Origin of the sequence: Bradyrhizobium sp. dw_411 (assembly GCF_018449695.1) — a bacterium.
In the GTDB taxonomy this organism is placed as follows: domain Bacteria; phylum Pseudomonadota; class Alphaproteobacteria; order Rhizobiales; family Xanthobacteraceae; genus Bradyrhizobium.
This window is the reverse complement of sequence record NZ_JAAVUY010000001.1, coordinates 264,518-286,434: the sequence shown is the minus strand read 5'-3', so window position 1 is coordinate 286,434 and position 21,917 is coordinate 264,518. Positions and strand designations below refer to the sequence as shown.

The window sequence follows — 21,917 nt, the reverse complement described above, 5'->3', positions numbered from 1 at the left end:
GGGATTCCAGATCAATCCGCCAATGCGGATCGTCCGGAATGACGTTGCGGAACTAATGCGTGCGCAGTTCACGCTCGCGCTGAATCACTTCGGTCGCGAGCTTGAGGTAGGCGTCGCTGCCGACGCATTTGAGGTCATAGACCAAGACCGGCTTGCCGTAGGACGGCGCTTCGGAGATACGGACATTGCGCGGAATCATGGTGTTGTAGACCTTGCTGCCCATGAACTGGCGAACGTCGGCGACAACCTGGTTCGACAAATTGTTGCGCGAGTCGAACATGGTCAGCACGATGCCGTGGATCGACAGATTGGGATTGAGCGTGGAGCGCACCTGCTCCACCGTCTGCAGCAATTGCGACAGACCTTCGAGCGCGAAGAACTCACACTGCAGCGGCACCAGGATCGCGTCCGACGCCGCCATCGCATTGACGGTAAGAAGGTTGAGCGACGGCGGGCAATCGATCAGCACATAGGTGTAATCCGATTGCGGTTCGGCATTGGTATTCAGTGCGGCGATCGCATCACGCAGCCGGAACGCACGGTCGCGGGTCGAGCCCAGTTCGAGTTCGAGGCCGGAGAGATCCATCGTCGAAGCGGCGATATGCAGCCGGGGCACCGCGGTGGCGACCACCGCGTCGCGCAACGGCGCTTCGCCGATCAGCACGTCATAGGTCGAGCAGTTGCGGCTGCGGCGATCGATGCCCAATCCGGTCGAAGCATTGCCCTGCGGATCGAGATCGACAATCAGAACGCGCTCGCCGATCGCGGCCAGCGCCGTGCCGAGATTGATCGCGGTCGTGGTCTTGCCGACGCCGCCTTTTTGATTGGCCAGCGCCAGGATGCGCGGATGGCCCGGCGGAACAGGGGCCTTATCCTCTTGATATATTTGATCAATTACGGTCATGCGCGGACGCCATCGGTGCTGCGGACGGGAAGGCGCCGCTCGATATGATCGAGTTCGACGATCCAGCCGTGTCCGCCGGTGCGGCTGGAATGCAATTGCGGTTTGATATTCCAATATTTAGTGGCTTCGGTCAATTCAGCCTCTACATCTTGGCCTTTGAGAAACAGGGCTTTTGCACCCTGCTTCACCAGCGGCTCCGCGAAGCCGATGAGTTGATGTAGCGGAGCCAGGGCTCGCGCGGTGACGCAATCGACCTTGCCGACGATTCTATCCACACTATCCCCGATGTCAGCGGGATGAATTGTGCCCGGGCTGTTGGTTACTCGCAGCGCCTCACGCAGGAAGGCGGCCTTCTTGGCATTGCGCTCGACCAGATGAATTCGTGCGTCAGGTATTTCCGCGAGCGCGCAGGCCAGCACCACACCGGGAAAGCCCCCGCCGCTGCCGAGGTCAGCCCAGGCCTTTGCTGATGGCGCGAGCGTCAAAAGCTGCAGCGAGTCCGATATGTGCCGGGTCCACAGATTCGGGAGCGTCGATGGCGCGACGAGATTGGTTTTGGCCTGCCACTCCAGCAGTAATTCGACATAGCGATCGAGCCGCGCTTCTGTTTCACGTGAAACGGGCGTCAAGGCGAGAGCTGCGGCCTTATCGGAGCCGGGGATCGGAGATCGCGTTTGGCTAGAGGCTGTGGTCATTGGCTCGATGGGTCGTTGCTGTCGCTTAGAAGAGTTCGCTACGGGCTCGCGTCACGATACACCCGATGAGGAGCCCCGTGAGACAATCTACACCGATAAGGCGACAATCATGAACGGCTACGGTCTGGTGTAGCTCGCATCGCCATCGGACCACTTAGATAGGGCGCGCGTCGGCCTGTTTCACGTGAAACATCTCTACGCAATCACCGATGACGGTTTCCGCCGCGCTTCCCGGCGTAAATAGGCCGCCAGGATCCCCAGCGCAGCGGGAGTTAGACCATCTAGCCGGCCCGCCTGCCCCACGGTTCGCGGCCGTGCAGCTTGCAGCTTCGACCGGGCCTCGTTGGATAGCCCCGGCACCTGATTGTAGTCGACTTCGCCCAGGATTAATCCCTCGTCGCGACGGAAAGCATCGACGTCAGCGGTCTGGCGCTTGAGATAGACATCGTATTTCGCATCGATCTCGAGATGGACCGCGATCGATGGGTCAATGGCTGACAATTCCGGCCAGATGGCGCGTACTTCGGTCCAACCAATCTCCGGATAGGCCAATAGCTCAAAGGCCGAGCGGCGCTGGCCGTCTTTGTTGAGAGCCAGCCCATGCTTTGCGGCCTCGTTCGGCGTAATCGCGAGCGACTTCGTCAGGGTCTTGGCTGCATTGAGAGCCGCCATCTTGGCACCGTGACGTAGCGACCGCGCCAGGCCGACGCATCCCAACGCTATTCCCTTGTCGGTCAGGCGTTGATCGGCATTGTCGGCCCGCAAGGTCAGGCGATACTCGGCGCGGGACGTGAACATCCGATAGGGCTCGGTAATCCCACGGGTGACGAGATCGTCAATCATGACGCCGAGATAGCCGTCTGCCCGGTCGAACACGATGGCATCCGCCCCGCTGGCAGCCAGACCGGCGTTGAGACCTGCCACAAGCCCCTGTGCGGCGGCTTCTTCATAACCGGTGGTGCCGTTGATCTGCCCGGCCAAAAACAGCCCCGGCAAGCGCTTGGCCTGCAAGGTCGGGTCGAGTTCGCGCGGATCAACATGATCATATTCGATCGCGTAGCCCGGCCGGACCATCCGCACGCGCTCAAGGCCTGGGATTGTCGCCAGGATTGCGAGCTGAACCTCTTCGGGCAGCGAAGTGGAGATACCGTTGGGATAAACTGTGGAGTCGTCGAGGCCTTCCGGCTCCAGGAAGATCTGATGCCCGTCGCGATCGCCAAAGCGAACGATCTTGTCCTCGATTGAAGGGCAATAGCGCGGCCCGCTGCTTTTGATCTGGCCCGAATACATCGGCGAGCGATGCACACTGGCCCGGATCACCTCGTGGGTCGCCGGGGTTGTGCGGGTGATGCCGCACTGGATCTGTGGCGTCGTGATGCGGTCCGTCATCACCGAAAACGGCTCCGGCGGATCGTCGCCCGGCTGCATTTCGACGGCGGACCAATCGATCGTACTGCCGTCGAGCCGCGGCGGGGTTCCGGTCTTCAGGCGGCCCAGTGTAAAGCCGGCGCGTTCGAATGATTTGGAGAGGCCCAATGCCGGGGCTTCATCGACCCGACCGGCCGGCCAGTTCTTCTCGCCGAGATGGATCAGGCCGCGCAGGAAGGTGCCGGTGGTGATGACAACAGCGCCCGCGGGCAGCTCGCGGCCATCGGCAAGGCGAATGCCGGCGACGCGGCCATTGGCGACAATCAGCTCATCGGCCTCGCCCTCGATCACGCTGAGATTGGCGGTCTCGATGATGGCGGCCTGCATCGCCGCGGCATAGCGCTTGCGGTCCGCCTGGGCCCGAGGCCCCCGGACCGCCGGACCCTTGCGCCGGTTGAGCATCCGAAACTGGATACCGCCGGCATCGGCGACCCGGCCCATCAACCCGTCCAGCGCATCGACCTCGCGGACCAGATGACCCTTGCCCAAGCCGCCAATCGCGGGGTTGCAGGACATCGCGCCGATGGTCCCAAAACGGTGGGTAACCAGCAACGTCCTGGCGCCGAGCCGTGCAGCCGCGCTGGCAGCCTCGCAGCCCGCGTGGCCTCCTCCGATGACGAGGACGTCAAATGATTTTTGGTCGGCAACCATGGCGCGCGTTCTATAACGCGGCGCGTCAACTCGAAAGTGGTAAGTTCAGCAGCGACGATGTTTCACGTGAAACAGACTGCCAAAAAGAGGACTGCACATTGTTTCACGTGAAACAAGTTAGCCGAAGAAATGAATTTAAAGAATGAACAAAGAAATATTACTTACCTATACAGAATTCGCGAAAGATTACGTCGAGAACGTCTTCGACATCCACCCGCCCAAGCAGCCGACCCAACGCAACCGCCGCCCCCCGCAATTCTTCCGCAGCAAGTTCCTCACCGCTGCCAATCACCGAAATGCTGCGATGCAACATATCAGCCGTCTGCTGCAGCAATTTCCTCTGCCGCTCGCGTCCGATCAGGGCATCCTCTCCTGTCCCGAAAAAGTCTCGCGCAAAAATCACGATCGCGGCGATCAGTTCCTGGACGCCATCGCCCCGGGCCGCTGAAATCCCAAATTCGGTCGAGCCGTCCGGCCGTAAGCCATTGGCCGATTCGCGTGGGCGCGCCGCATTGCCAGTTTCGAGATCGATCTTGTTGCGCACGATCCACGCACCCGACACTCCCTCGCGATCGGCCGCCCCATGCTGCGTATCGACCATCCACAACACGAGGTCGGCCTCCCCGGCGCGCGCCCGCGCCCGGCGCACTCCCTCCTGCTCGACGGGATCATCCGTTTCGCGAATGCCGGCGGTGTCGATCACCGTCACTGGGTAGCCATCGAGATCGAGCTGGATCTCGATCACGTCACGGGTTGTGCCGGCATGCGGCGAGACAATCGCCACCTCGCGCCGTGCCAATTGATTGATCAGCGTCGACTTGCCTACATTCGGTGGACCCGCGATCGCAACCACCAGCCCATCGCGCAGACGTTCACTTTGGCCCTGCGCCGCAAGCACTTCTTGAATCTCGCCGAGAAGCTTTTCGATCTTTGCCAGCGCGGGCTTGTGCAATTCCGCGGGCACATCGCCCTCGTCGGAAAAATCGATGCCGGCCTCGATCAGTGCCGAGGCCTCGATAATCTGCGCGCGCCAGTCCCGTGCTTTGTCGCCGAGCAGGCCCTTCATCTGGCGGAGCGCCTGGCGGCGTTGCCGATCGGTGTCGGCGTGAATCAGATCGTCCAGCGCTTCGGCTTCGGTGAGGTCGAGCTTGCCGTTTTCGAACGCGCGGCGGGTGAATTCGCCCGGCTCGGCGGCCCGCATATTTTCAAAAGCTGACAATGTCGAAAACAATGCCGCGAGCACCGCCCGCCCGCCATGAACGTGAAACTCGGCGATGTCCTCGCCGGTGGCGCTGGCCGGTCCCGGGAACCATAGCACCACGGCATCGTCGATCGGCCGTTGGCTGACATCGTGCAGCAGCACCCGCGTCGCCATCCTCGGCATCGGGAGCTTGCCCGCCAGCGTGGTCAGGGCGACCCCGGCCCCTGGTCCGGAAACCCGCACCAGAGCGATGGCGCTTGGCAGCCGGCCGGACGACAAGGCAAAAATGGTCTGTTCCCGTGGATGCATCGCCTATTTGTCCCTGGGTCGTTGAAAACGCAACGCGATTTCCGTTGGCTCGATTCGTCGGATTATCCGGGCCAGGAAATGGACGACGCGGCCGATGCTGCAGCATATTCCGCAGCATTTATGCTGCAGAAATCGGCCGGTTTTCCATATCTCAGGAATAAATCAAAGCAATTACAGCCGGTTACCGGAAGATCGATAGGCACTAACGGGTCCTGCGATGTTGCAGCTTTGCTGCAGCAAAGGCCCCTTCGGGAGACCCGCGCCAACCATGAAAAAGGGCGCCCTGCTCGCGCGGGACGCCCCAATTCAAAGCCGCTGAAACGGCTCAGGTATTCATCGACTCGAAGAACTCCGAGTTGTTCTTGGTGTTGCGGAGCTTATCGAGCAGGAAGTCGATCGCGTCCATCGTTCCCATCGGATTGAGGATCCGGCGCAGCACATACATTTTCTTGAGCAGTTGCGGATCGGTGATGAGCTCTTCCTTGCGGGTACCGGAGCGTGAAATATCGATCGCCGGGAAGGTCCGCTTGTCCGAAACCTTGCGGTCGAGAATCAGTTCGGAATTGCCGGTGCCTTTGAATTCTTCGAAGATCACTTCGTCCATCCGGCTGCCGGTATCGACCAGTGCAGTCGCGATGATGGTGAGCGAACCGCCCTCTTCGATATTGCGCGCGGCACCGAAGAAGCGTTTCGGCCGTTGCAATGCATTGGCGTCGACACCGCCGGTCAGCACCTTGCCGGACGACGGCACCACGGTGTTGTAGGCACGCCCCAGGCGCGTAATCGAGTCCAGCAGGATCACGACGTCGCGGCCATGCTCGACCAGCCGCTTGGCCTTCTCGATGACCATCTCAGCGACCTGGACGTGACGTACCGCCGGCTCGTCGAAGGTTGACGAGACGACCTCGCCCTTCACCGAACGCTGCATGTCCGTGACTTCTTCCGGACGCTCGTCGATCAGAAGCACGATCAGATAGCATTCCGGGTGATTGGCGGTGATCGAGTGGGCGATGTTCTGCATCAGCACCGTTTTACCGGTGCGGGGCGGCGCCACGATCAAAGCGCGCTGGCCTTTGCCGATCGGGGCGACAATGTCGATAACCCTTGCAGAAAGGTCCTTTCTGGTGGGGTCTTCGAGTTCGAGCCGAAAGCGCTGATCGGGGAACAGCGGCGTCAAATTGTCGAAATTGACCTTGTGCTTGGACTTTTCCGGGTCTTCGAAATTGAGCGTGTTGACCTTCAGCAGCGCGAAATAGCGTTCACCTTCCTTCGGGCTGCGAATGTGGCCTTCGATGGTGTCGCCGGTGCGAAGCCCGAAGCGGCGGATCTGCGACGGCGAGACATAGATATCGTCCGGTCCCGGCAGATAATTAGCATCCGGCGAACGCAAGAAGCCAAAGCCGTCGGAGAGAACCTCAACGACGCCTTCACCGATAATGTCGGTTTCCTGAATCGCGAGCTGTTTGAGAATGGCGAACATCAGCTCCTGCTTGCGCATCGTGCTGGCGTTTTCGACCCCTTTCTCCTCGGCGAACGAGACTAGCTCGGCTGGCGTCTGGGCTTTGAGGTCTTGAAGTTTCATTTCCCGCATTGGGGTCGTCCTGTGGAGTAGCAAGGGGGAGGGGTGCGAGGTGGCTTTACAAAATGCGGACGCAAGAAAAGGAAGGTCCGCAGGTCTAAGCGAGGAAAGTGCCGGAGAGGCTTCAAACCTGATGTGACGGCCGGCTCAACGAGGAGACCGGAACACAACCACATCCGCCTGCGTGGGGTGGGATTTGGCTAATATAGAAAATCAGTCGGCTTTCCGCAAGGAGCGCTCAAGTTGAACTATCGCTGATAACGCCCGTCAGAATGGTTTGACCACAACCAGAATCACGATCCCGATCATCAATACTGTCGGTACTTCATTGATAATACGATAAAATTTCTGACTTCGTAAATTCGAGTCGGCGGCAAAATCCTTTACACACCGCGACAAAAAGCCGTGGACACCCGACAGCAATACCACCAACAGCAGCTTGCCATGCAGCCAGGGCGCCGAAAACCAATGCCCCGCCCACGCCAGATAAAGCCCGGCCAGCCAGGTCACAATCATCGCGGGGTTTATGATCGCCTTCAGCAGCCGCCGTTCCATCACCTTGAACGTCTCGGATTGCTTCGATCCGGCTTCCGCGTCGCAGTGATAGACGAACAACCGCGGCAGATAGAGCATGCCGGCCATCCACGAGATGACCGCGATCACATGCAGCGCCTTGATCCATTCGTACATCGTGTCTCATCCATCCGCGAAAGCACTGCGCAGCAAACGCTGGAACAACTCAGTCATTGCTGGCGTTGCAGAGCATCCGGTCTTGTCGCTTGGACGAGACATATCCGCAAGCGGCACTTATCTAAAACAATCTATTTAGATTCTTAGGTTTGAGTCTGAGTAGCGGTGGATTAGGCCCACGCAAAACTGTCCCATGATGCCTGCGGACTTGTTCACATCCATCAACAAAATTCGCGATGGGTATGGTTGGTTAAATAACGTCACTTGATTCAAGCGTTTGCGGCGCGCGCTCGCCAGTCTATACAGAGACAAATCCACATAAGCTCACTATCATTGCCGCAGTGAGATGACTTATCCCGGCGATGAGCCCTGTGAAGAAAAAGTCCGGTTATCCCGGGCCGATCGATCCGGGTGCGAATATTACGGATAAGCTCCACAGCGATTCACAGGTTACACAGGGGTTCAGGTGCCCACGACCGGCAATTATTTTCATCTTCATCTGGTCTCCGATTCGACCGGTGAGACGCTGATCACGGTGGCGCGCGCGGTCGCCGCGCAATATGCCAATGTAACGCCGGTCGAACATGTCTATCCCCTGGTACGCAGCCAGAAGCAGCTCGACCGCGTCTTGAGCGAGATCGAGGAAGCGCCGGGAATTGTGCTGTTCACGCTGCTGGAGCGGGATCTGGTAGGCCGGCTGGAAGCCAAGTGCCAGGAAATCAACATACCCAGCCTGTCGATCATCGGCCCGGTCATGCAGTTGTTTCAGGCCTATCTGGGAGCGCCCACCACCGGCCGGGTCGGCGCCCAGCACACGCTGAATGCGGAATATTTCAAGCGGATCGACGCGCTGAATTATACGATGATCCATGATGACGGCCAGCACGTCGAGGGACTGGAAGAGGCCGAAGTTATTCTGGTCGGTGTGTCCCGCACCTCGAAAACACCGACGTCCATCTATCTCGCCAACCGTGGTATCCGCACCGCGAATGTTCCGCTGGTGCCGGGTATCCCGATCCCGCATCAACTCGAGACGTTGAATAAACCGCTGGTGGTCAGCCTTCATGCCGCGCCTGAACGCCTGATCCAGGTCCGGCAGAATCGGCTGTTGAGCATGGGTGATCGCGACAACGACACGTACATCGATCGCCAGGCCGTCACAGATGAAGTCGCCTTCGCGCGGCGATTGAGCGCCAAATTCAATTGGGCGCAACTTGACGTGACGCGCCGCTCAATCGAGGAGACCGCGGCGGCGATCATGAAATTGCTCTCCGACCGGCAACGGCAACGGTTTGCCGAATGACGCTGTGGCGCGGAAAAAATCCGTTGGTATTGGCCTCGCAAAGCCGGGCACGGCAGATGCTGCTGACCAATGCCGGTATCGATTTCGAAGCCATTCCGGCGGACATCGACGAGCGGGCCGTGCAGCAGGAATCGCATTTGACGGCACCCGGCGAAATCGCCGCACTTCTCGCACGCAAGAAATCGGTTTTTGTATCGGCTAAATACCCGGACCGGTTTGTCGTCGGTGCGGATCAGACCCTGGCGCTGGGATCACGGCTGTTCAGCAAACCGGCCGGCCGGGTACAGGCCGCCGAACAACTGCGTGCGCTGGCCGGCGGCACCCATGAACTGCACTCCGCCGTTGCGGTGGCGCGTGACGGCAAGATATTGTTCACGGATGTATCCATTGCCCGCATGACCATGCGAAAGCTGAGCGAAGCCGACATCGACGCCTATCTGGATGAAGCAGGCGAGGCTGTGACATCAAGCGTCGGCGCCTATCAGTTGGAAAGCCTGGGCGTGCATTTGTTCGAGCGGATCGAGGGCGATCACTTTACCATTCTCGGCCTGCCGCTCCTGCCATTACTCGGATTCCTGCGCAGCGAACGGCTGCTTGGCGTGTAAGATCTCACAATGATTATTCTTGGGCTGACCGGCTCGATCGGAATGGGCAAATCGACCACCGCGAAATTATTCGTGGAAGCCGGTGTGCCGGTCTACGATGCCGACGCGGCGGTTCACGCGCTCTACGAAGGCGAGGCGGCGCCGGCGATCGAAGCGGCGTTTCCGGGTTCGACTGTCGATGGCAGGGTCGACCGCATGCGTTTGTCGGCGCAAGTGGTGCACGATCCCGCCGCGATGCGACGGCTCGAGCAGATCGTTCATCCGATGCTCGGTGCATCGCGCCAGAAATTCCTGGAGGACGCCGAACGATCCGGCGCACCCGTGGCCGTGGTCGATGTGCCGCTGTTGTTCGAGACCGGCGGCGAAAAGCGCGTCGATGCGGTGGTGGTGGTCACGACTACGCCTGAAATTCAGCGCGAGCGCATTCTGGCGCGCGACAACATGACCGCCGAGAAGCTCGACGCCATCCTGGCCCGGCAACTGCCCGATGCGGAAAAACGCAAGCGTGCTGATTTCGTGGTGGATACCTCGCATGGCCTTGAGCCGGTGCGGGCCCGAATCCGGGACATTCTGGCCGAGGCTGGTAAGATGCCGCTGCGGCGATCCTGATTCGCCTGTCACGGCGGCTTTTCATTCATGCGCGAAATCATTCTGGATACCGAAACCACCGGCCTCGATCCGCTGCGCGGTGACCGGCTGGTCGAAATCGGCTGTGTCGAGATTTTCAACCGGATGCCGACCGGCCAGACCTTTCACCGGCATATCAATCCCGAGCGCGACATGCCGGCCGAAGCCTTCGCCGTGCATGGTCTTTCCAGCGAATTTCTCGCCACCAAGCCGTTATTCGCCGAGGTGGTCGACGATTTTCTGGAGTTCATCGCGGATGCGCCGCTGGTGATTCACAACGCCTCGTTCGATATCGGCTTCATCAATGCCGAACTCGACCGCATCAAGCGCCCGGTCATCTCACGCGACCGGCTGGTCGATACGCTGCTGCTGGCGCGGCGCAAGCATCCTGGCGTGTCCAACCGCCTCGATGATCTCTGTTCGCGCTATGCGATCGACAATTCCCGCCGCACCAAGCACGGCGCGCTGCTCGACGCGGAATTACTGGCCGAGGTCTATATCGATCTGATCGGGGCCCGGCAGTCGCAATTGATTCTGGCCTCGGAAACCCGCGAGACCCGCACCAATGGGGTCGGCGAAATGCCGCGGCGGCAGCGGTCGGAACCGCTGGCGCCACGTGTGACCGAGGCGGACCGCGCCGCGCATCGGGAGTTTGTCGCCACGCTGGGCGACAAACCGATCTGGAATGATTTTTTGGGTGCCTAAAATCGAGAGCTAAATCAGCTCGGTTTGATCTGAGACGCTTCGGCCGATTGCCGCTCCAGATTCTGACGGTACAGACCGACAAAATCGACCGGGTCGAGCATCAGCGGCGGGAACCCGCCATCGCGCACCGAGGTCGCGATGATCTCGCGTGCGAACGGGAACAACAGCCGCGGGCATTCGATCATGACGAGCGGATGAAGGTTTTCCTTCGGCACGTTAACGATCCGGAACACACCGGCATAAGCGAGGTCGAAGCTGAACATGACCTTGCCGGCGTTTTCCGCCTTGCCCTCGACCGAGAGCGTCACTTCATATTCAGTTTCGGAGATATTATTGGCGGTGACGTTGATCTGGATGTTGATTGCCGGCTGCTGCTGTTGCGGCGCCAGCGAGGCCGGAGCGTTCGGATTTTCGAACGAAAGGTCCTTGGTATACTGCGCCAGCACGTTCAGCTGCGGAGGAGGGGCTGCCTCGGGAGGCGCGCCGTTGCCGTTGGTCATGGATGTCTCTCCTGGAACTTTTCAAGCGATCCGGGCCGGTTTGCAGCTAAATCCGCTCGCAAGGTGCGAAATGCCCTGTCGGGGCGAGTGGCTATCATAGCCGCGCCTCATTCCACAAGGACGACAATGGCCGGCAGGCCGCGGAAGGCGTCGTTGTCCATTGGGATCGTTAACTTCGCCGGATATAGGGAAGACCTGTGGCCAAGCTGTGGAGGATACACTCTAAATTGTTGAATATGCGCGATTTCCGGGCACGATCGGGGTTTCCCCTGAACGTGAAAACGCGCTACAATTCGACCCGTGGCTACCGGGTAAAAGCATCGGTTTGGCCTATTTTAACGGTCGTGGCTTTATCTGCCAGAACGCGCCATTGGCCAGGCCAAGTTTCGTGCCTACATGCTGCAGACCCATCCATGATGTAATATCTGCCGTTCCCTGAGGGGAACGCTCTATCGCCGGACCTAACGCCGGCGCAGACCAGAAAGCGAATGCGACGTGGATATTTACACCATCATCTTCCTGGCGTTGGCCGTCTTCATCTTCCTGCGCCTGCGCAATGTCCTCGGACAGCGCACCGGAAACGAGCGGCCGCCCTATGATCGCGCGGCCCGCAATGTGGTGCAGGGCGCGCAGGACAATAGTGTCGTTCCGATGCCTGGTTCCGTCATCGACCAGACGCCGCTGGCGCCGACCGCCGATGTGACGCCGCCGACCGATCGCTGGAAAGGCTTGGCCGAGTCTGGCACCGCGCTGGCTCAGGGTCTCGATACGATTGCAGCCCAGGATTCCTCTTTCGACCCCCGTCATTTCATCAGTGGTGCCAAGAGCGCCTATGAGATGATCGTGTTGGCGTTCGCCAATGGCGATCGCCGCTCGCTGAAGGATTTGTTGTCGTCGGAAGTGTTCGACAGCTTCGATGCCGTGATCAAGGATCGCGAGAAACAAGAACACAAGACCGAAACGCGTTTCGTTTCGATCGACAAGGCCGAACTGGTCGGGGCCGAAGCCCGCGACCGTGCGGCGCAACTGACCGTGCGTTTTGTGTCGCAGATGATTTCGGTCACCCGCGACAAGGCCGGCACCATTGTCGACGGCAATCCGGACAAGGTTGCCGATATCACCGATGTTTGGACATTCGCCCGCGACACGACCTCACGCGATCCGAACTGGAAGCTGGTTGGCACCGGAAGCGCTCACTAACGCGCGTGAGATCAGACACTACGCCGCCGCGTGTTGTGTGATCGTTGTGGCGTTGGCGCTGACGCCGTTCACCGCAGATGCTGCACGGCGATCGCGCGCCACGCACAGCGCGCGTGAGCATCTGCCGGAAGCCCGTTCCATCCCCTATCCACACCTTGAGTGGCCGCTTGATATCCCAAGCAGTCAATACGCGCCGGTGGCGTGGTCGGAGATCGCGGGCTGGAACGAGGACGATCATCTGGCAGCCTACAAGGCCTTTCGCGTCAGTTGCCGGTCGATCGCCGAGCAGCAAAGCCCGGTCTCCGATCCCAAGGCGCTGGGCACGTCGCTGCGTGAACCCTGCCGCGCGGCCAAGGCGCTCGACCTGCCCGATAGCGCCAAGGCAAAAACCTTCTTCGAGGAAAATTTTCGCGCCTTGCGGATCTCGCGGCTCGGCGAGGATGCAGGCTTTGTCACCGGTTACTACGAGCCGGTGATTGACGGATCCCGGACCCAGACCGATGTCTATAATGTGCCGGTCTATCGCCGCCCGTCGAACCTGTTCGTCCGCGGCTTCAAACAGAGCGCGGCCAGCCTGCCCAACAAGGGCCAGGTGTTTCGCAAGATTGGCCGCCGCAAGCTGGTGCCGTATTATGATCGCGGCGAGATCGAAGATGGCGCGATCGCCGGCCGCGGCCTCGAAATCTGCTGGCTGAAAAATCAGACCGATTTGCTGTTCACCCAGATCCAGGGTTCGGCGCGGGTCCATCTCGAAGACGGTTCGACCATCCGCATCAATTACGATGCGCATAATGGCTATCCCTATACGGCGGTCGGTCGCATCCTGATCGATCGCGGCATCATTCCCAAAGAGCAGATGTCGATGCAGCGGATCCGGGAATGGATGGATCAGAATCCCGATGGCGCCAAGGAATTGCGGCGCGCGAACCGGGCCTATGTGTTTTTCCGCGAGGTGAATCTTTCCGACAAGGATGAAGCGGTCGGCGCCCAGGGCGTGCCGCTGACGCCGGGCCGTTCGATTGCGGTCGACAAGGGCCTGCATGTTTACGGCACGCCGTTTTTTATCGAAGGCGAACTGCCGATTGATTCCGAACAGTCGAAGACACCGTTTCGCCGGCTGATGGTGGCGCAGGACACGGGTTCGGCGATCACGGGACCGGCGCGCGCCGACATCTACTACGGCGCCGGCGCCGATGCCGGTCGGGTATCCGGCCGCTTCCGGCACAATATGCGTTTTGTCATGCTGGTGCCGAAAAGCCTCGACCCGGCAGCGCGCGGCAGCAAGATGCCGGTGCCGGATCCGCGGCCCTCGGAGAAAATCGCAAAGCTGTTTCCGCAGATCGATCCCCTGAAGGATCAAAAGAAGCCCTCAGACACTTCCGTTGCCGTGCCGCCGCAGGCTTCGGCATCAACAGCGGTCGCCAAACCGGTACCGCTCCCGGAGGCGCGTCCTGATATCAAGCCGGCACCGGAAGGGCGTCGCCATCGCTACCGTCGCGTCAATCACTATCGCCGCCGCCGATGAAACGCCCGCCGCAAATTCCGGAATTATCGACGCCACGCCGCAAGCGCAGCCTGAGTGAAGAAGAGCGCGCGCTGTGGGAAAGCGTCGCGAGACAAGCCAAGCCGTTGCGCAAGCGACATCGCACGTCAAAGCCGGAGGCTGCCGCGCCGCCTTCAGAAGCGCCCGTGGCAGCGAAATCCGAGATATCGCCGAAATCACATCCGCCAGTTAAAATTCCGCAAGCACCAACGCCGACGGTACCCGCACCGCCTCCGCTGGCGCCGCTGGGACGCCGCGAGCGTTCGCATTTGTCCCGCGGCCGCAAGGAAATCGAAGCCCGGCTCGATTTGCACGGCATGACACAGACCCGCGCGCACCGCGCGTTGTCAGGCTTTTTGCAGCGTGCCCACAGCGACGGCCTGACGTTTGTGCTGGTCATCACCGGCAAGGGCCGCACCATCGGCGCGGAATCCGAGCGCGGGATATTGCGCCGGCAGGTGCCGCTTTGGCTGAATCTGCCGGAATTCCGCACGCTGGTGGTTGGTTTTGAAGAAGCGCATATCGGCCATGGCGGCGCGGGTGCGCTTTACGTGCGGATCAGGCGATCCCGGGTCTGAAGCGCACGCTCTACTCTTTATATCGCTATCACCCCTCGGAAACCATCATTGAGCGTAGTTTGTGCCGCTCGCTCACAATGCGCGCGAACTCGTCGAAGCGCTTGAATCCATAGAATCCATACAAGCGAGGCGCGAAAGGCATCGAACGCCAAATCGAGACGGTTCTTTTGATTGGATCAGCAACGTCACTTGGCTCACCGGAGATATACGGCGGCGCCCGTTGCTCCGAAAATGTGTGTTTGCTGTTTTTCGAACTCTTTCGACGTGATGCCTGGTCGGATTCCAAATAAACGCTTCCATAGGTCGCGCCGTATGAATTTGTCTCGATACGAGTTATCGCCTCGATCGCGATTGAAACCCCGTCAGTTGTGGCTATTCCCCAGCCAGAAAATCTGACGATTGCCCGCCGATTGGTGGCAATAACCGTGAGGAAGCAAGCTTTAGAAATTGCCACCAAGAAAAAACACAAATTGCCAAGAACGTACGAGAACAGTTCGAGAAGCGCTAAGCGCACCATGTTCACATGTAGCCCCTTGAAGTAGATAACCGACAGGCTCGCGAGAAGCGCGACGGCCACAAGCGGGTATCCGATCCGCGTTACTTCAAGCGCATACAAGAACACATTCGGCCTTTGTTCAAACAGGATGACCTCATCGTCTTCGACCTCAGTTGTCACTGGCATTCTCTACGGTGGAGGAAACGGCGGATTCGAAACGCTAATCTATGAAACACAAGATTAGAACGGCCGCACGATCCCGACGCGCGGAATAAGGGTCACGATCCAGCCGAGCAGGGTGGTTTTGGGGTTGTCCGTCGCGAGGGATGGAACGGCCTGTGAGGCAGGCAGCGTTTTGACGGCATGCAGGATCAGGAACATGCAGACCGCCCAGTTCGATACCCAGCGCGAATAGTCGAACACGATCCCGAACATAATGAGATAGCCAAAGCTCACCGCGACCAGGCCAGCGATGACGATGCACCGATGCATGTCTTCCGCAAGCGCGCGGATCAGGTCGGCAAAATATCGCCACAGCGGGGCATGCAGCCAGATCAGCAATGCGAACACCGGCACGCCCAGGATGTTGGACGGCATGCGCTCCCAGGTGTCCCGGATTTCCTGCGGCAACGGCTGATACCAGATGTAAGCAAAGCTCAGGAGATTGGTCCGCGTCGGATCCGCCATGCGGCCTTTTAGATAATCGACGAACACGTCCTGCGGTACGCCGATCGATCCATAGAATTGTGCTGCGACAAAAAGAATGCCGATGGCCGCAAGGGCTGCAATTCCGATCGCCACGTTCAGCGCGCTCAGGCACTGCACGAGATAATAACGCAGCACCACGATGACTGCGATGGTCGGCACATACATCAAGAGATGAATGTGATGGATCAGAAGAAGGATTATCGATCCCAGCGCCGCCAAAATCACAAAGGCAACGGAGCGCGCAGGCACCAGCAGCAGGCCGATCGCCAGCGCGCAGCCGTAAATATCGAAATGGCCGAGCGTGTGCATGAAGTTCTTCAGAAAAAACGGCGAGCCCGCCATCAATACGAACAGCGGCAGATGCTCCTCATCGAGGCCGAAGGTGCGCTGAAACAGCTTGATGAACAGACCTGATGTAATCAGCCATACCGCGCCGCTGAGCGCGAATACCAGCCAGACCGGCACCTTGGAGAAGAACAGCCCCACGATCGCGCCGATCAGCGCGCGTTTGGTAAAGCCGAAATGATAATCGACCACCAGATGGATGTAAGGGACATAGGGCTCGCGGGTGATCTTGTAGAGAAAAACCCCGATCACAACGGCGACGTTGACGGCCAGCATCAAGCGCCAGGGATTTTCCCGCAACCGCAAGTTCATTTAGCACCTGAAAGACAACCGCTAAGCTAGGTGCAAACTTATCACATGCCGGATGCGCTACGCGCAATGCGCCATAACCCCGGGCGTCGTCCCGGCCTCGAGCCGGGACCCATACCGCGTGATCTCTCGATAAAAGCAGAGCCGCTAGTATCTCCCGCATAACCGCCGCCAGTGGCTATGGGTCCCGGCGCAAGGCCGGAACGACGGGCGGAGAGAGACGACCAACCCTACAAAATAAACCGGCTCAAATCCGCATTCTTGGCGAGATCGCCGACGTGTTTCTGTACATATTCAGCGTCGATCTGGATGGTTTCGCCATTGCGGTCGGGCGCGGCAAAGGAAATCTCGTCCAGCACCCGCTCCATCACGGTCTGCAGCCGCCGGGCGCCGATATTCTCCACCGTCGAATTGACCGCGACCGCGACATCGGCGAGCGCGTCGATCGCGCCGTCGGTAATGACAAGTGTCACGCCTTCGGTCTGCAACAACGCGACATATTGCTTGATCAGCGAGGCCTCCGGCTCGGTCAGGATGCGGCGCATGTCGTCGCGGGTCAGGGCTTCCAGCTCGACGCGGATCGGCAGGCGACCCTGCAGTTCGGGCAGCAGGTCGGATGGCTTGGCGATGTGAAATGCGCCGGAGGCGATGAACAGGATGTGGTCGGTTTTGACCGCGCCATGTTTAGTGGACACGGTCGTGCCTTCGATCAGGGGCAGGAGGTCGCGTTGCACGCCTTCGCGCGACACATCGCCGCCGCTGCGGCCATCGCGCACGCAGATCTTGTCGATCTCGTCCAGAAATACGATGCCGTTATTCTCGACCGCGTTGATCGCTTCCTGCACCAGTTGATCGCTGTCGAGCAGCTTGTCGGATTCCTCGTTGACGAGGGTTTCGTGGGAATCCTCGACCGTGAGGCGGCGGGTCTTGGTCCGGCCGCCCATCTTGCCGAAGATGTCGCCGATCGAGATCGCGCCCATCTGCGCGCCGGGCATTCCGGGAATTTCGAACATCGGCATTCCGCTGCCAGAAGACTGCGTCTCGATCTCGATTTCCTTGTCGTTGAGTTCGCCGGCGCGCAGTTTCTTGCGAAACGAATCTCGCGTCGCGGCGCTGGAATTGGCGCCGACCAGCGCGTCGAGCACACGCTCTTCGGCGGCGAGCTGCGCGCGCGCCTGCACGTCCTTGCGCTTGCGTTCGCGGGTCTGCGCGATCGCGACTTCGACGAGATCGCGGATGATCTGTTCGACGTCGCGGCCGACATAGCCGACCTCGGTGAATTTCGTGGCCTCGACCTTGATGAACGGTGCGCCCGCGAGTTTCGCCAGCCGCCGTGCGATTTCGGTCTTGCCGACACCGGTTGGCCCGATCATCAGGATATTTTTCGGCAGCACTTCCTCGCGCAGGGAGCCGGTAAGCTGCAACCGCCGCCAGCGGTTACGCAACGCGATGGAGACGGCGCGCTTGGCATCGGCCTGGCCGACAATGAAGCGGTCGAGTTCGGAGACGATTTCACGGGGCGAAAAGTCGGTCATGGGTCCTAGGTAGGTTGGAATGTTACGGGCACAAGCCGTTTTAAATGATCGGTGGCCCCGCCTGCCACTGCCGGATGGCCTCAAACGGATGAATCAGCATGATGATGTTCAGAGTGAGGTTATCGCGAATATGCAGCCCGACCAAAATCTCGAATGCCAGCGCCAGGATGATGGTCAGCGCTACCGGAAGCTTCCGGGCCAGCAGGAAGCCCGTGATCATGGACAGCGTATCGGACACCGAGTTGACGATGCTGTCGCCAAAATAATCCAGCGACATCGTGGCGGAACGATATCGTTCGATAATCCAGTTGGAATTTTCAACGATCTCCCAGCCGCCTTCGAGCACCATCGCGACAATCAGCCGGCCGGGCCAGGACAGGCGCGGCAACATCAGCCAGGTCGCGGCATAAAACAGGAAGCCGTGGATGATGTGCGAGAAAGTGTACCAATCGGTGATGTGCTGCGAGTTCTCCGAACTCTGCACCACGCCGTGCCATAATTTGACGTAGCCGCAGGCGCAGATCGGCAGCCGGCCCATCGCAAACAGGATCGAGGCTTGCAGCGCAAGCAGTCCGGCCGCGATCAGGAACCATTGCCACGGTGAAAGACCTGTGCCGGGCGACGTATCGTGGTCAAGCGTCATCGGTTGCGGCTCATCGCAAGGTCATCGGCGGACATTGAGCGGAAGGCATAGTCCGGCGCCATCGATCAGCCGGCCTGCAGCGTCTCGATGGTCACGTTCCGATTGGTGTAGACGCAAATGTCGGCGGCGATATCGAGCGCCCGGCGCACGATGGTCTCGGCGTCCTTGTCGGTGTCGACCAGAGCGCGGGCGGCCGCCAGCGCATAGTTGCCGCCGGACCCGATCGCCATCACGCCGGCCTCGGGCTCCAGCACGTCGCCGGTCCCGGTCAGGACCAGCGAGACGTCCTTGTCGGCGACGATCATCATCGCTTCCAATCGCCGCAAATAGCGATCGGTGCGCCAGTCCTTGGCGAGCTCAACCGCGGCCCGGGTCAACTGCCCCGGATATTGCTCAAGCTTGCTTTCCAGCCGCTCGAACAGCGTGAAAGCGTCGGCGGTCGCGCCGGCAAAACCGCCGATCACGTCGCCCTTGCCGAGTTTTCGGACCTTTTTGGCGTTGGATTTGATCACGGTCTGGCCGATCGACACCTGCCCGTCGCCGCCGATCACGACTTTGCCGCCCTTGCGGACCGTCAAAATGGTGGTGCCGTGCCAAACCGGCGACTGGGATTCGGATGCGTGCATGAAGGACCTCGCGTTGGCAGGGATTTAGGGATTCGGGCGGATGGTTGCAATCGGCATGATCCGGGGTGTTTGCGAGCCGGATTCCGGTCACCATAGGCCGAAGTTCAGCCTTTATCGGCCCATCCCGCAGTAGCGAAGGCCGGAGGGGCCTGTTAAAAGGGCCGCGTTTTCGGCCCGAAACCGGCCCAGGGGAAGCACTTTTCATGCGCACCGCGACCATCAAGCGCAAGACCAAAGAGACCGACATCGAGGTGACGATCAACCTCGACGGATCAGGCGTATCCAACGTCGCGACCGGAATCGGCTTTTTTGACCATATGCTCGATCTCTTGGCCCGGCATTCGCGCATCGACATGACGGTGAAGGCGGTGGGCGATCTTCATATCGACCATCATCACACCACGGAGGATGTCGGGATCGCGCTCGGTCAGGCGGTGAAACAGGCGCTCGGCACCATGGCCGGCATCACCCGCTATGCCAGCATCCATATGCCGATGGACGAGACCCTGTCGCGCGTCGTGATCGACATTTCCGGTCGGCCGGTGCTGGTGTTCAAGGTGGACTTTCCGCGCGACAAGGTCGGCCAGTTCGACACCGAATTGGTACGCGAATGGTTCAACGCGTTCACCATCAATGCCGGCGTGACTTTGCACGTCGAGACCCTATATGGCGAGAACAGCCATCATATCGCCGAATCCTGCTTCAAGGGTCTGGCGAGGGCGCTGCGCGCAGCGGTCGCGATCGATCCGCGCGCTGCAGGCGAAGTGCCGTCCACCAAGGGTCAGCTCGGCGGCTGATTTTGGTTTCATCGGCGGAGAGGTACGATGCCGGTTTACACAGTGCATGCCCCCGTGGGCGGCAATACGGATATTCGCGCGACCGATCGCTTTGCGTTCGTTCGTGACGGCTTTCATGTCTGGGCCGCGATTCTAGGTGTGATCTGGCTGGCCTGGCATCGCCTGTGGCTGGCGCTGATCGGTTGGATCGTTTTGATGGCCGTCATCGATGTCGCGATGGTGCGGCTTGGACTTTCCGGCGCCACGGTCTTTGCGGTGGACGGGCTGCTGGCACTGCTGCTCGGATTTGAAGCGGCCAGTCTGCAACGCTGGACCCTGTCGCGGCGCAAATGGCGTCAGCTCGACATCGTGGTGGCCGACGACGAGGAAGCCGCCGAACGGCGCTTTTTCGATCGCTGGACCGCCAAGCAGCGCGCGCTCAGCAATGATCAGATGGCGGTCGATCGCGGTGGCCCGCCGCCGACACGCGATGTTCCGGGCGAGCCCTTTTCTCGGCCGCCGGGGCCTCCTGGCGATATCATTGGATTGTTTCCAGAGCCGGGAGGATCGCGGTGAGCGTTGCGATCATCGATTACGGCTCCGGCAATCTGCACTCCGCCGCGAAAGCATTCGAGCGCGCCAGCCGCAGCATGGAGCAGCCCGAGAAAATCGTGGTGACCCGCGATCCCGAAACGGTGTTTCGCGCCGATCGCATCGTGCTGCCCGGGGTTGGCGCCTTTGCGGATTGCCGCAGGGGCCTCGATTCGCTTGACGGCATGATCGAGGCGATGACCGAGGCTGTGCGCAACAAGGCGCGGCCGTTCTTCGGCATCTGCGTCGGCATGCAGTTGATGGCGACCCGCGGCAAGGAGCATGTTACGACCAACGGATTCAACTGGATCGCCGGCGATGTCGAGAAGATCTCGCCGCGCCAGGAGAATCTGAAAATCCCGCATATGGGCTGGAACACGCTCGATATGATCCGGGAGCATCCGGTGCTGGAGCGGTTGCCGCTCGGGCCGAAGGGACGCCATGCGTACTTCGTGCATTCCTACCACCTCAATGCGACCAACGAGGCGGACGTGCTGGCGCGGGCGGATTACGGCGGCCCGGTGACGGCGATCGTCGGCAAGGACACCGCGATCGGCACGCAATTTCACCCGGAGAAGAGCCAGCGGTTCGGGCTGGCGCTGATTTCGAATTTTTTGAAATGGAAGCCGTGATCCTTTTTCCTGCCATCGATCTAAAGAATGGTCAGTGCGTGCGCCTCGAACAGGGCGACATGGCGCGCGCGACCGTGTTCAACCTCGATCCCGCTGACCAGGCGCGCAGCTTTGCGGCGCAGGGCTTCGAATATCTCCATGTCGTCGACCTCGACGGCGCCTTTGCCGGCAAGCCGATGAACGCGCAGGCGGTCGAGGGGATGTTGAAAGCCGTCACGATGCCGGTGCAGCTCGGCGGCGGTATTCGCGATCTGAGCACGGTTGAAGGCTGGCTCGCGAAGGGCGTGGCGCGGGTGATCATCGGCACCGCGGCGGTGCGTGATCCCGAACTGGTCAAGGGTGCGGCGAAGAAATTTCCCGGCCGCGTCGCGGTGGGCCTCGATGCGCGCGACGGCAAGGTCGCGGTCGAAGGCTGGGCGGAGACCTCGCAGGTCACCGCGCTCGAAATCGCAAAACGCTTTGAGGATGCCGGTGTGGCCGCGATCATCTTTACCGATATTGCGCGCGATGGTCTGCTGAAGGGTCTCAATCTCGACGCGACGATTGCGCTGGCCGGGCAGATATCGATACCAGTCATTGCTTCGGGCGGCTTTGCCTCGATCGAGGACGTGAAGGCATTGCTGCAGCCGCGCGCCAAGAAACTCGCTGGCGCCATCGCGGGCCGCGCGCTCTACGACGGCCGCCTCGATCCGGCGGCTGCGTTGGCGCTGATCCGCAACGCGCGCGCTGCGGCCTAGG

General features: G+C 60.4%; 23 protein-coding genes. 11 read left to right on the top strand and 12 right to left on the bottom strand.

Features of this window, described 5'->3' with window-relative positions:
• Window positions 1–52: 52 nt before the first annotated feature.
• The 6 genes from HB676_RS01330 to hemJ form a co-directional block, all read right to left on the bottom strand.
• Window positions 53–904 carry a ParA family protein gene (locus HB676_RS01330; RefSeq protein WP_213735842.1) on the bottom strand — a complete coding sequence of 284 codons (852 nt, stop codon included), beginning with the start codon at window positions 902–904 and terminating at the stop codon, window positions 53–55.
• Complete coding sequence (rsmG, locus tag HB676_RS01325; protein ID WP_213736107.1) at window positions 901–1,608, bottom strand: 16S rRNA (guanine(527)-N(7))-methyltransferase RsmG; 708 nt, start codon at window positions 1,606–1,608, stop codon at window positions 901–903. The genes HB676_RS01330 and rsmG overlap by 4 nt, the downstream gene beginning before the upstream one ends.
• Window positions 1,609–1,794: 186 nt before the next feature.
• Entirely contained in the window at window positions 1,795–3,678 is a 1,884-nt protein-coding gene (mnmG, locus tag HB676_RS01320; protein WP_213735841.1) for a tRNA uridine-5-carboxymethylaminomethyl(34) synthesis enzyme MnmG, read from the bottom strand.
• Between the two features lie 157 nt (window positions 3,679–3,835).
• Window positions 3,836–5,188 carry a tRNA uridine-5-carboxymethylaminomethyl(34) synthesis GTPase MnmE gene (gene mnmE, locus HB676_RS01315; protein WP_213735840.1) on the bottom strand — a complete coding sequence of 451 codons (1,353 nt, stop codon included), beginning with the start codon at window positions 5,186–5,188 and terminating at the stop codon, window positions 3,836–3,838.
• A gap of 325 nt (window positions 5,189–5,513) precedes the next feature.
• Complete coding sequence (rho, locus tag HB676_RS01310; RefSeq protein ID WP_079606624.1) at window positions 5,514–6,779, bottom strand: transcription termination factor Rho; 1,266 nt, start codon at window positions 6,777–6,779, stop codon at window positions 5,514–5,516.
• A gap of 255 nt (window positions 6,780–7,034) precedes the next feature.
• Window positions 7,035–7,457: a protoporphyrinogen oxidase HemJ gene (gene hemJ, locus HB676_RS01305; protein ID WP_213735839.1), complete on the bottom strand. Its 423-nt coding sequence runs from the start codon at window positions 7,455–7,457 to the stop codon at window positions 7,035–7,037.
• Between the two features lie 466 nt (window positions 7,458–7,923).
• Here hemJ and HB676_RS01300 point away from each other — a divergent pair, with 466 nt between their 5' ends.
• The 4 genes from HB676_RS01300 to dnaQ are packed head-to-tail and all read left to right on the top strand — an operon-like array spanning window position 7,924 to window position 10,697.
• Complete coding sequence (locus HB676_RS01300) at window positions 7,924–8,760, top strand: pyruvate, phosphate dikinase/phosphoenolpyruvate synthase regulator (protein ID WP_213735838.1); 837 nt, start codon at window positions 7,924–7,926, stop codon at window positions 8,758–8,760.
• Window positions 8,757–9,365 (top strand): Maf family protein, encoded by a 609-nt coding sequence (locus HB676_RS01295; protein ID WP_213735837.1) that lies wholly within the window; start codon window positions 8,757–8,759, stop codon window positions 9,363–9,365. The genes HB676_RS01300 and HB676_RS01295 overlap by 4 nt, the downstream gene beginning before the upstream one ends.
• A 9-nt stretch (window positions 9,366–9,374) precedes the next feature.
• Window positions 9,375–9,974, top strand: coding sequence for a dephospho-CoA kinase (gene coaE, locus HB676_RS01290; protein ID WP_213735836.1), 600 nt, complete (start codon window positions 9,375–9,377; stop codon window positions 9,972–9,974).
• Window positions 9,975–10,001: 27 nt separating this feature from the next.
• Window positions 10,002–10,697, top strand: coding sequence for a DNA polymerase III subunit epsilon (gene dnaQ / locus HB676_RS01285; protein WP_213735835.1), 696 nt, complete (start codon window positions 10,002–10,004; stop codon window positions 10,695–10,697).
• A 14-nt stretch (window positions 10,698–10,711) separates the two neighbouring features.
• Here dnaQ and secB read toward each other — a convergent pair whose 3' ends face one another.
• Entirely contained in the window at window positions 10,712–11,197 is a 486-nt protein-coding gene (gene secB / locus HB676_RS01280) for a protein-export chaperone SecB (protein WP_213735834.1), read from the bottom strand.
• A 495-nt stretch (window positions 11,198–11,692) separates the two neighbouring features.
• Between secB and HB676_RS01275 the strand changes: the two genes are divergently transcribed.
• The 3 genes from HB676_RS01275 to HB676_RS01265 are packed head-to-tail and all read left to right on the top strand — an operon-like array spanning window position 11,693 to window position 14,518.
• A complete protein-coding gene (locus HB676_RS01275; protein WP_213735833.1) occupies window positions 11,693–12,397 on the top strand; it encodes a Tim44/TimA family putative adaptor protein in 705 nt (234 codons plus the stop codon).
• Complete coding sequence (locus HB676_RS01270) at window positions 12,375–13,922, top strand: MltA domain-containing protein (protein WP_249780002.1); 1,548 nt, start codon at window positions 12,375–12,377, stop codon at window positions 13,920–13,922. Before HB676_RS01275 ends, HB676_RS01270 begins: the two co-directional genes overlap by 23 nt.
• A complete protein-coding gene (locus HB676_RS01265; protein ID WP_213735831.1) occupies window positions 13,919–14,518 on the top strand; it encodes a Smr/MutS family protein in 600 nt (199 codons plus the stop codon). The genes HB676_RS01270 and HB676_RS01265 overlap by 4 nt, the downstream gene beginning before the upstream one ends.
• A gap of 28 nt (window positions 14,519–14,546) precedes the next feature.
• Here HB676_RS01265 and HB676_RS01260 read toward each other — a convergent pair whose 3' ends face one another.
• From HB676_RS01260 to hslV, 5 genes are all read right to left on the bottom strand, one after another.
• Window positions 14,547–15,194, bottom strand: a complete 648-nt coding sequence (locus tag HB676_RS01260) for a hypothetical protein (RefSeq protein ID WP_213735830.1) — start codon at window positions 15,192–15,194, stop codon at window positions 14,547–14,549.
• A gap of 60 nt (window positions 15,195–15,254) precedes the next feature.
• Window positions 15,255–16,379 (bottom strand): hypothetical protein, encoded by a 1,125-nt coding sequence (locus HB676_RS01255; protein WP_213735829.1) that lies wholly within the window; start codon window positions 16,377–16,379, stop codon window positions 15,255–15,257.
• Window positions 16,380–16,606: 227 nt separating this feature from the next.
• Window positions 16,607–17,911: an ATP-dependent protease ATPase subunit HslU gene (hslU, locus tag HB676_RS01250; protein WP_213735828.1), complete on the bottom strand. Its 1,305-nt coding sequence runs from the start codon at window positions 17,909–17,911 to the stop codon at window positions 16,607–16,609.
• A gap of 40 nt (window positions 17,912–17,951) precedes the next feature.
• Window positions 17,952–18,554 carry a DUF2585 domain-containing protein gene (locus HB676_RS01245; RefSeq protein WP_213735827.1) on the bottom strand — a complete coding sequence of 201 codons (603 nt, stop codon included), beginning with the start codon at window positions 18,552–18,554 and terminating at the stop codon, window positions 17,952–17,954.
• A 65-nt stretch (window positions 18,555–18,619) separates the two neighbouring features.
• Entirely contained in the window at window positions 18,620–19,180 is a 561-nt protein-coding gene (gene hslV / locus HB676_RS01240) for an ATP-dependent protease subunit HslV (protein ID WP_213735826.1), read from the bottom strand.
• A 203-nt stretch (window positions 19,181–19,383) separates the two neighbouring features.
• Here hslV and hisB point away from each other — a divergent pair, with 203 nt between their 5' ends.
• Genes hisB through hisA form a run of 4 tightly spaced genes read left to right on the top strand, consistent with a single transcriptional unit; the run spans window position 19,384 to window position 21,916 of the window.
• Window positions 19,384–19,977: an imidazoleglycerol-phosphate dehydratase HisB gene (gene hisB / locus HB676_RS01235; RefSeq protein ID WP_213735825.1), complete on the top strand. Its 594-nt coding sequence runs from the start codon at window positions 19,384–19,386 to the stop codon at window positions 19,975–19,977.
• Window positions 19,978–20,004: 27 nt separating this feature from the next.
• On the top strand, window positions 20,005–20,532 hold the full coding sequence (locus HB676_RS01230) for a DUF2628 domain-containing protein (RefSeq protein WP_213735824.1): 528 nt from the start codon (window positions 20,005–20,007) through the stop codon (window positions 20,530–20,532).
• Window positions 20,529–21,179, top strand: coding sequence for an imidazole glycerol phosphate synthase subunit HisH (hisH, locus tag HB676_RS01225; RefSeq protein WP_213735823.1), 651 nt, complete (start codon window positions 20,529–20,531; stop codon window positions 21,177–21,179). Before HB676_RS01230 ends, hisH begins: the two co-directional genes overlap by 4 nt.
• Window positions 21,167–21,916 (top strand): 1-(5-phosphoribosyl)-5-[(5-phosphoribosylamino)methylideneamino]imidazole-4-carboxamide isomerase, encoded by a 750-nt coding sequence (hisA, locus tag HB676_RS01220; protein ID WP_213735822.1) that lies wholly within the window; start codon window positions 21,167–21,169, stop codon window positions 21,914–21,916. Before hisH ends, hisA begins: the two co-directional genes overlap by 13 nt.
• Window position 21,917: the final 1 nt, after the last annotated feature.

What these genes read in the sequence shown, in the direction of transcription:
- hslV (WP_213735826.1), bottom strand. Translation starts at nt 19,180, where the DNA reads ATGCACGCATCCGAATCCCAGTCGCCGGTTTGGCACGGCACCACCATT.
- hisA (WP_213735822.1), top strand. Translation starts at nt 21,167, where the DNA reads ATGGAAGCCGTGATCCTTTTTCCTGCCATCGATCTAAAGAATGGTCAG.
- secB (WP_213735834.1), bottom strand. Translation starts at nt 11,197, where the DNA reads ATGACCAACGGCAACGGCGCGCCTCCCGAGGCAGCCCCTCCTCCGCAG.
- rho (WP_079606624.1), bottom strand. Translation starts at nt 6,779, where the DNA reads ATGCGGGAAATGAAACTTCAAGACCTCAAAGCCCAGACGCCAGCCGAG.
- mnmG (WP_213735841.1), bottom strand. Translation starts at nt 3,678, where the DNA reads ATGGTTGCCGACCAAAAATCATTTGACGTCCTCGTCATCGGAGGAGGC.
- mnmE (WP_213735840.1), bottom strand. Translation starts at nt 5,188, where the DNA reads ATGCATCCACGGGAACAGACCATTTTTGCCTTGTCGTCCGGCCGGCTG.
- hslU (WP_213735828.1), bottom strand. Translation starts at nt 17,911, where the DNA reads ATGACCGACTTTTCGCCCCGTGAAATCGTCTCCGAACTCGACCGCTTC.
- HB676_RS01245 (WP_213735827.1), bottom strand. Translation starts at nt 18,554, where the DNA reads ATGACGCTTGACCACGATACGTCGCCCGGCACAGGTCTTTCACCGTGG.
- hisB (WP_213735825.1), top strand. Translation starts at nt 19,384, where the DNA reads ATGCGCACCGCGACCATCAAGCGCAAGACCAAAGAGACCGACATCGAG.
- hemJ (WP_213735839.1), bottom strand. Translation starts at nt 7,457, where the DNA reads ATGTACGAATGGATCAAGGCGCTGCATGTGATCGCGGTCATCTCGTGG.
- HB676_RS01230 (WP_213735824.1), top strand. Translation starts at nt 20,005, where the DNA reads ATGCCGGTTTACACAGTGCATGCCCCCGTGGGCGGCAATACGGATATT.
- HB676_RS01265 (WP_213735831.1), top strand. Translation starts at nt 13,919, where the DNA reads ATGAAACGCCCGCCGCAAATTCCGGAATTATCGACGCCACGCCGCAAG.
- HB676_RS01255 (WP_213735829.1), bottom strand. Translation starts at nt 16,379, where the DNA reads ATGAACTTGCGGTTGCGGGAAAATCCCTGGCGCTTGATGCTGGCCGTC.
- HB676_RS01330 (WP_213735842.1), bottom strand. Translation starts at nt 904, where the DNA reads ATGACCGTAATTGATCAAATATATCAAGAGGATAAGGCCCCTGTTCCG.
- coaE (WP_213735836.1), top strand. Translation starts at nt 9,375, where the DNA reads ATGATTATTCTTGGGCTGACCGGCTCGATCGGAATGGGCAAATCGACC.
- dnaQ (WP_213735835.1), top strand. Translation starts at nt 10,002, where the DNA reads ATGCGCGAAATCATTCTGGATACCGAAACCACCGGCCTCGATCCGCTG.
- HB676_RS01295 (WP_213735837.1), top strand. Translation starts at nt 8,757, where the DNA reads ATGACGCTGTGGCGCGGAAAAAATCCGTTGGTATTGGCCTCGCAAAGC.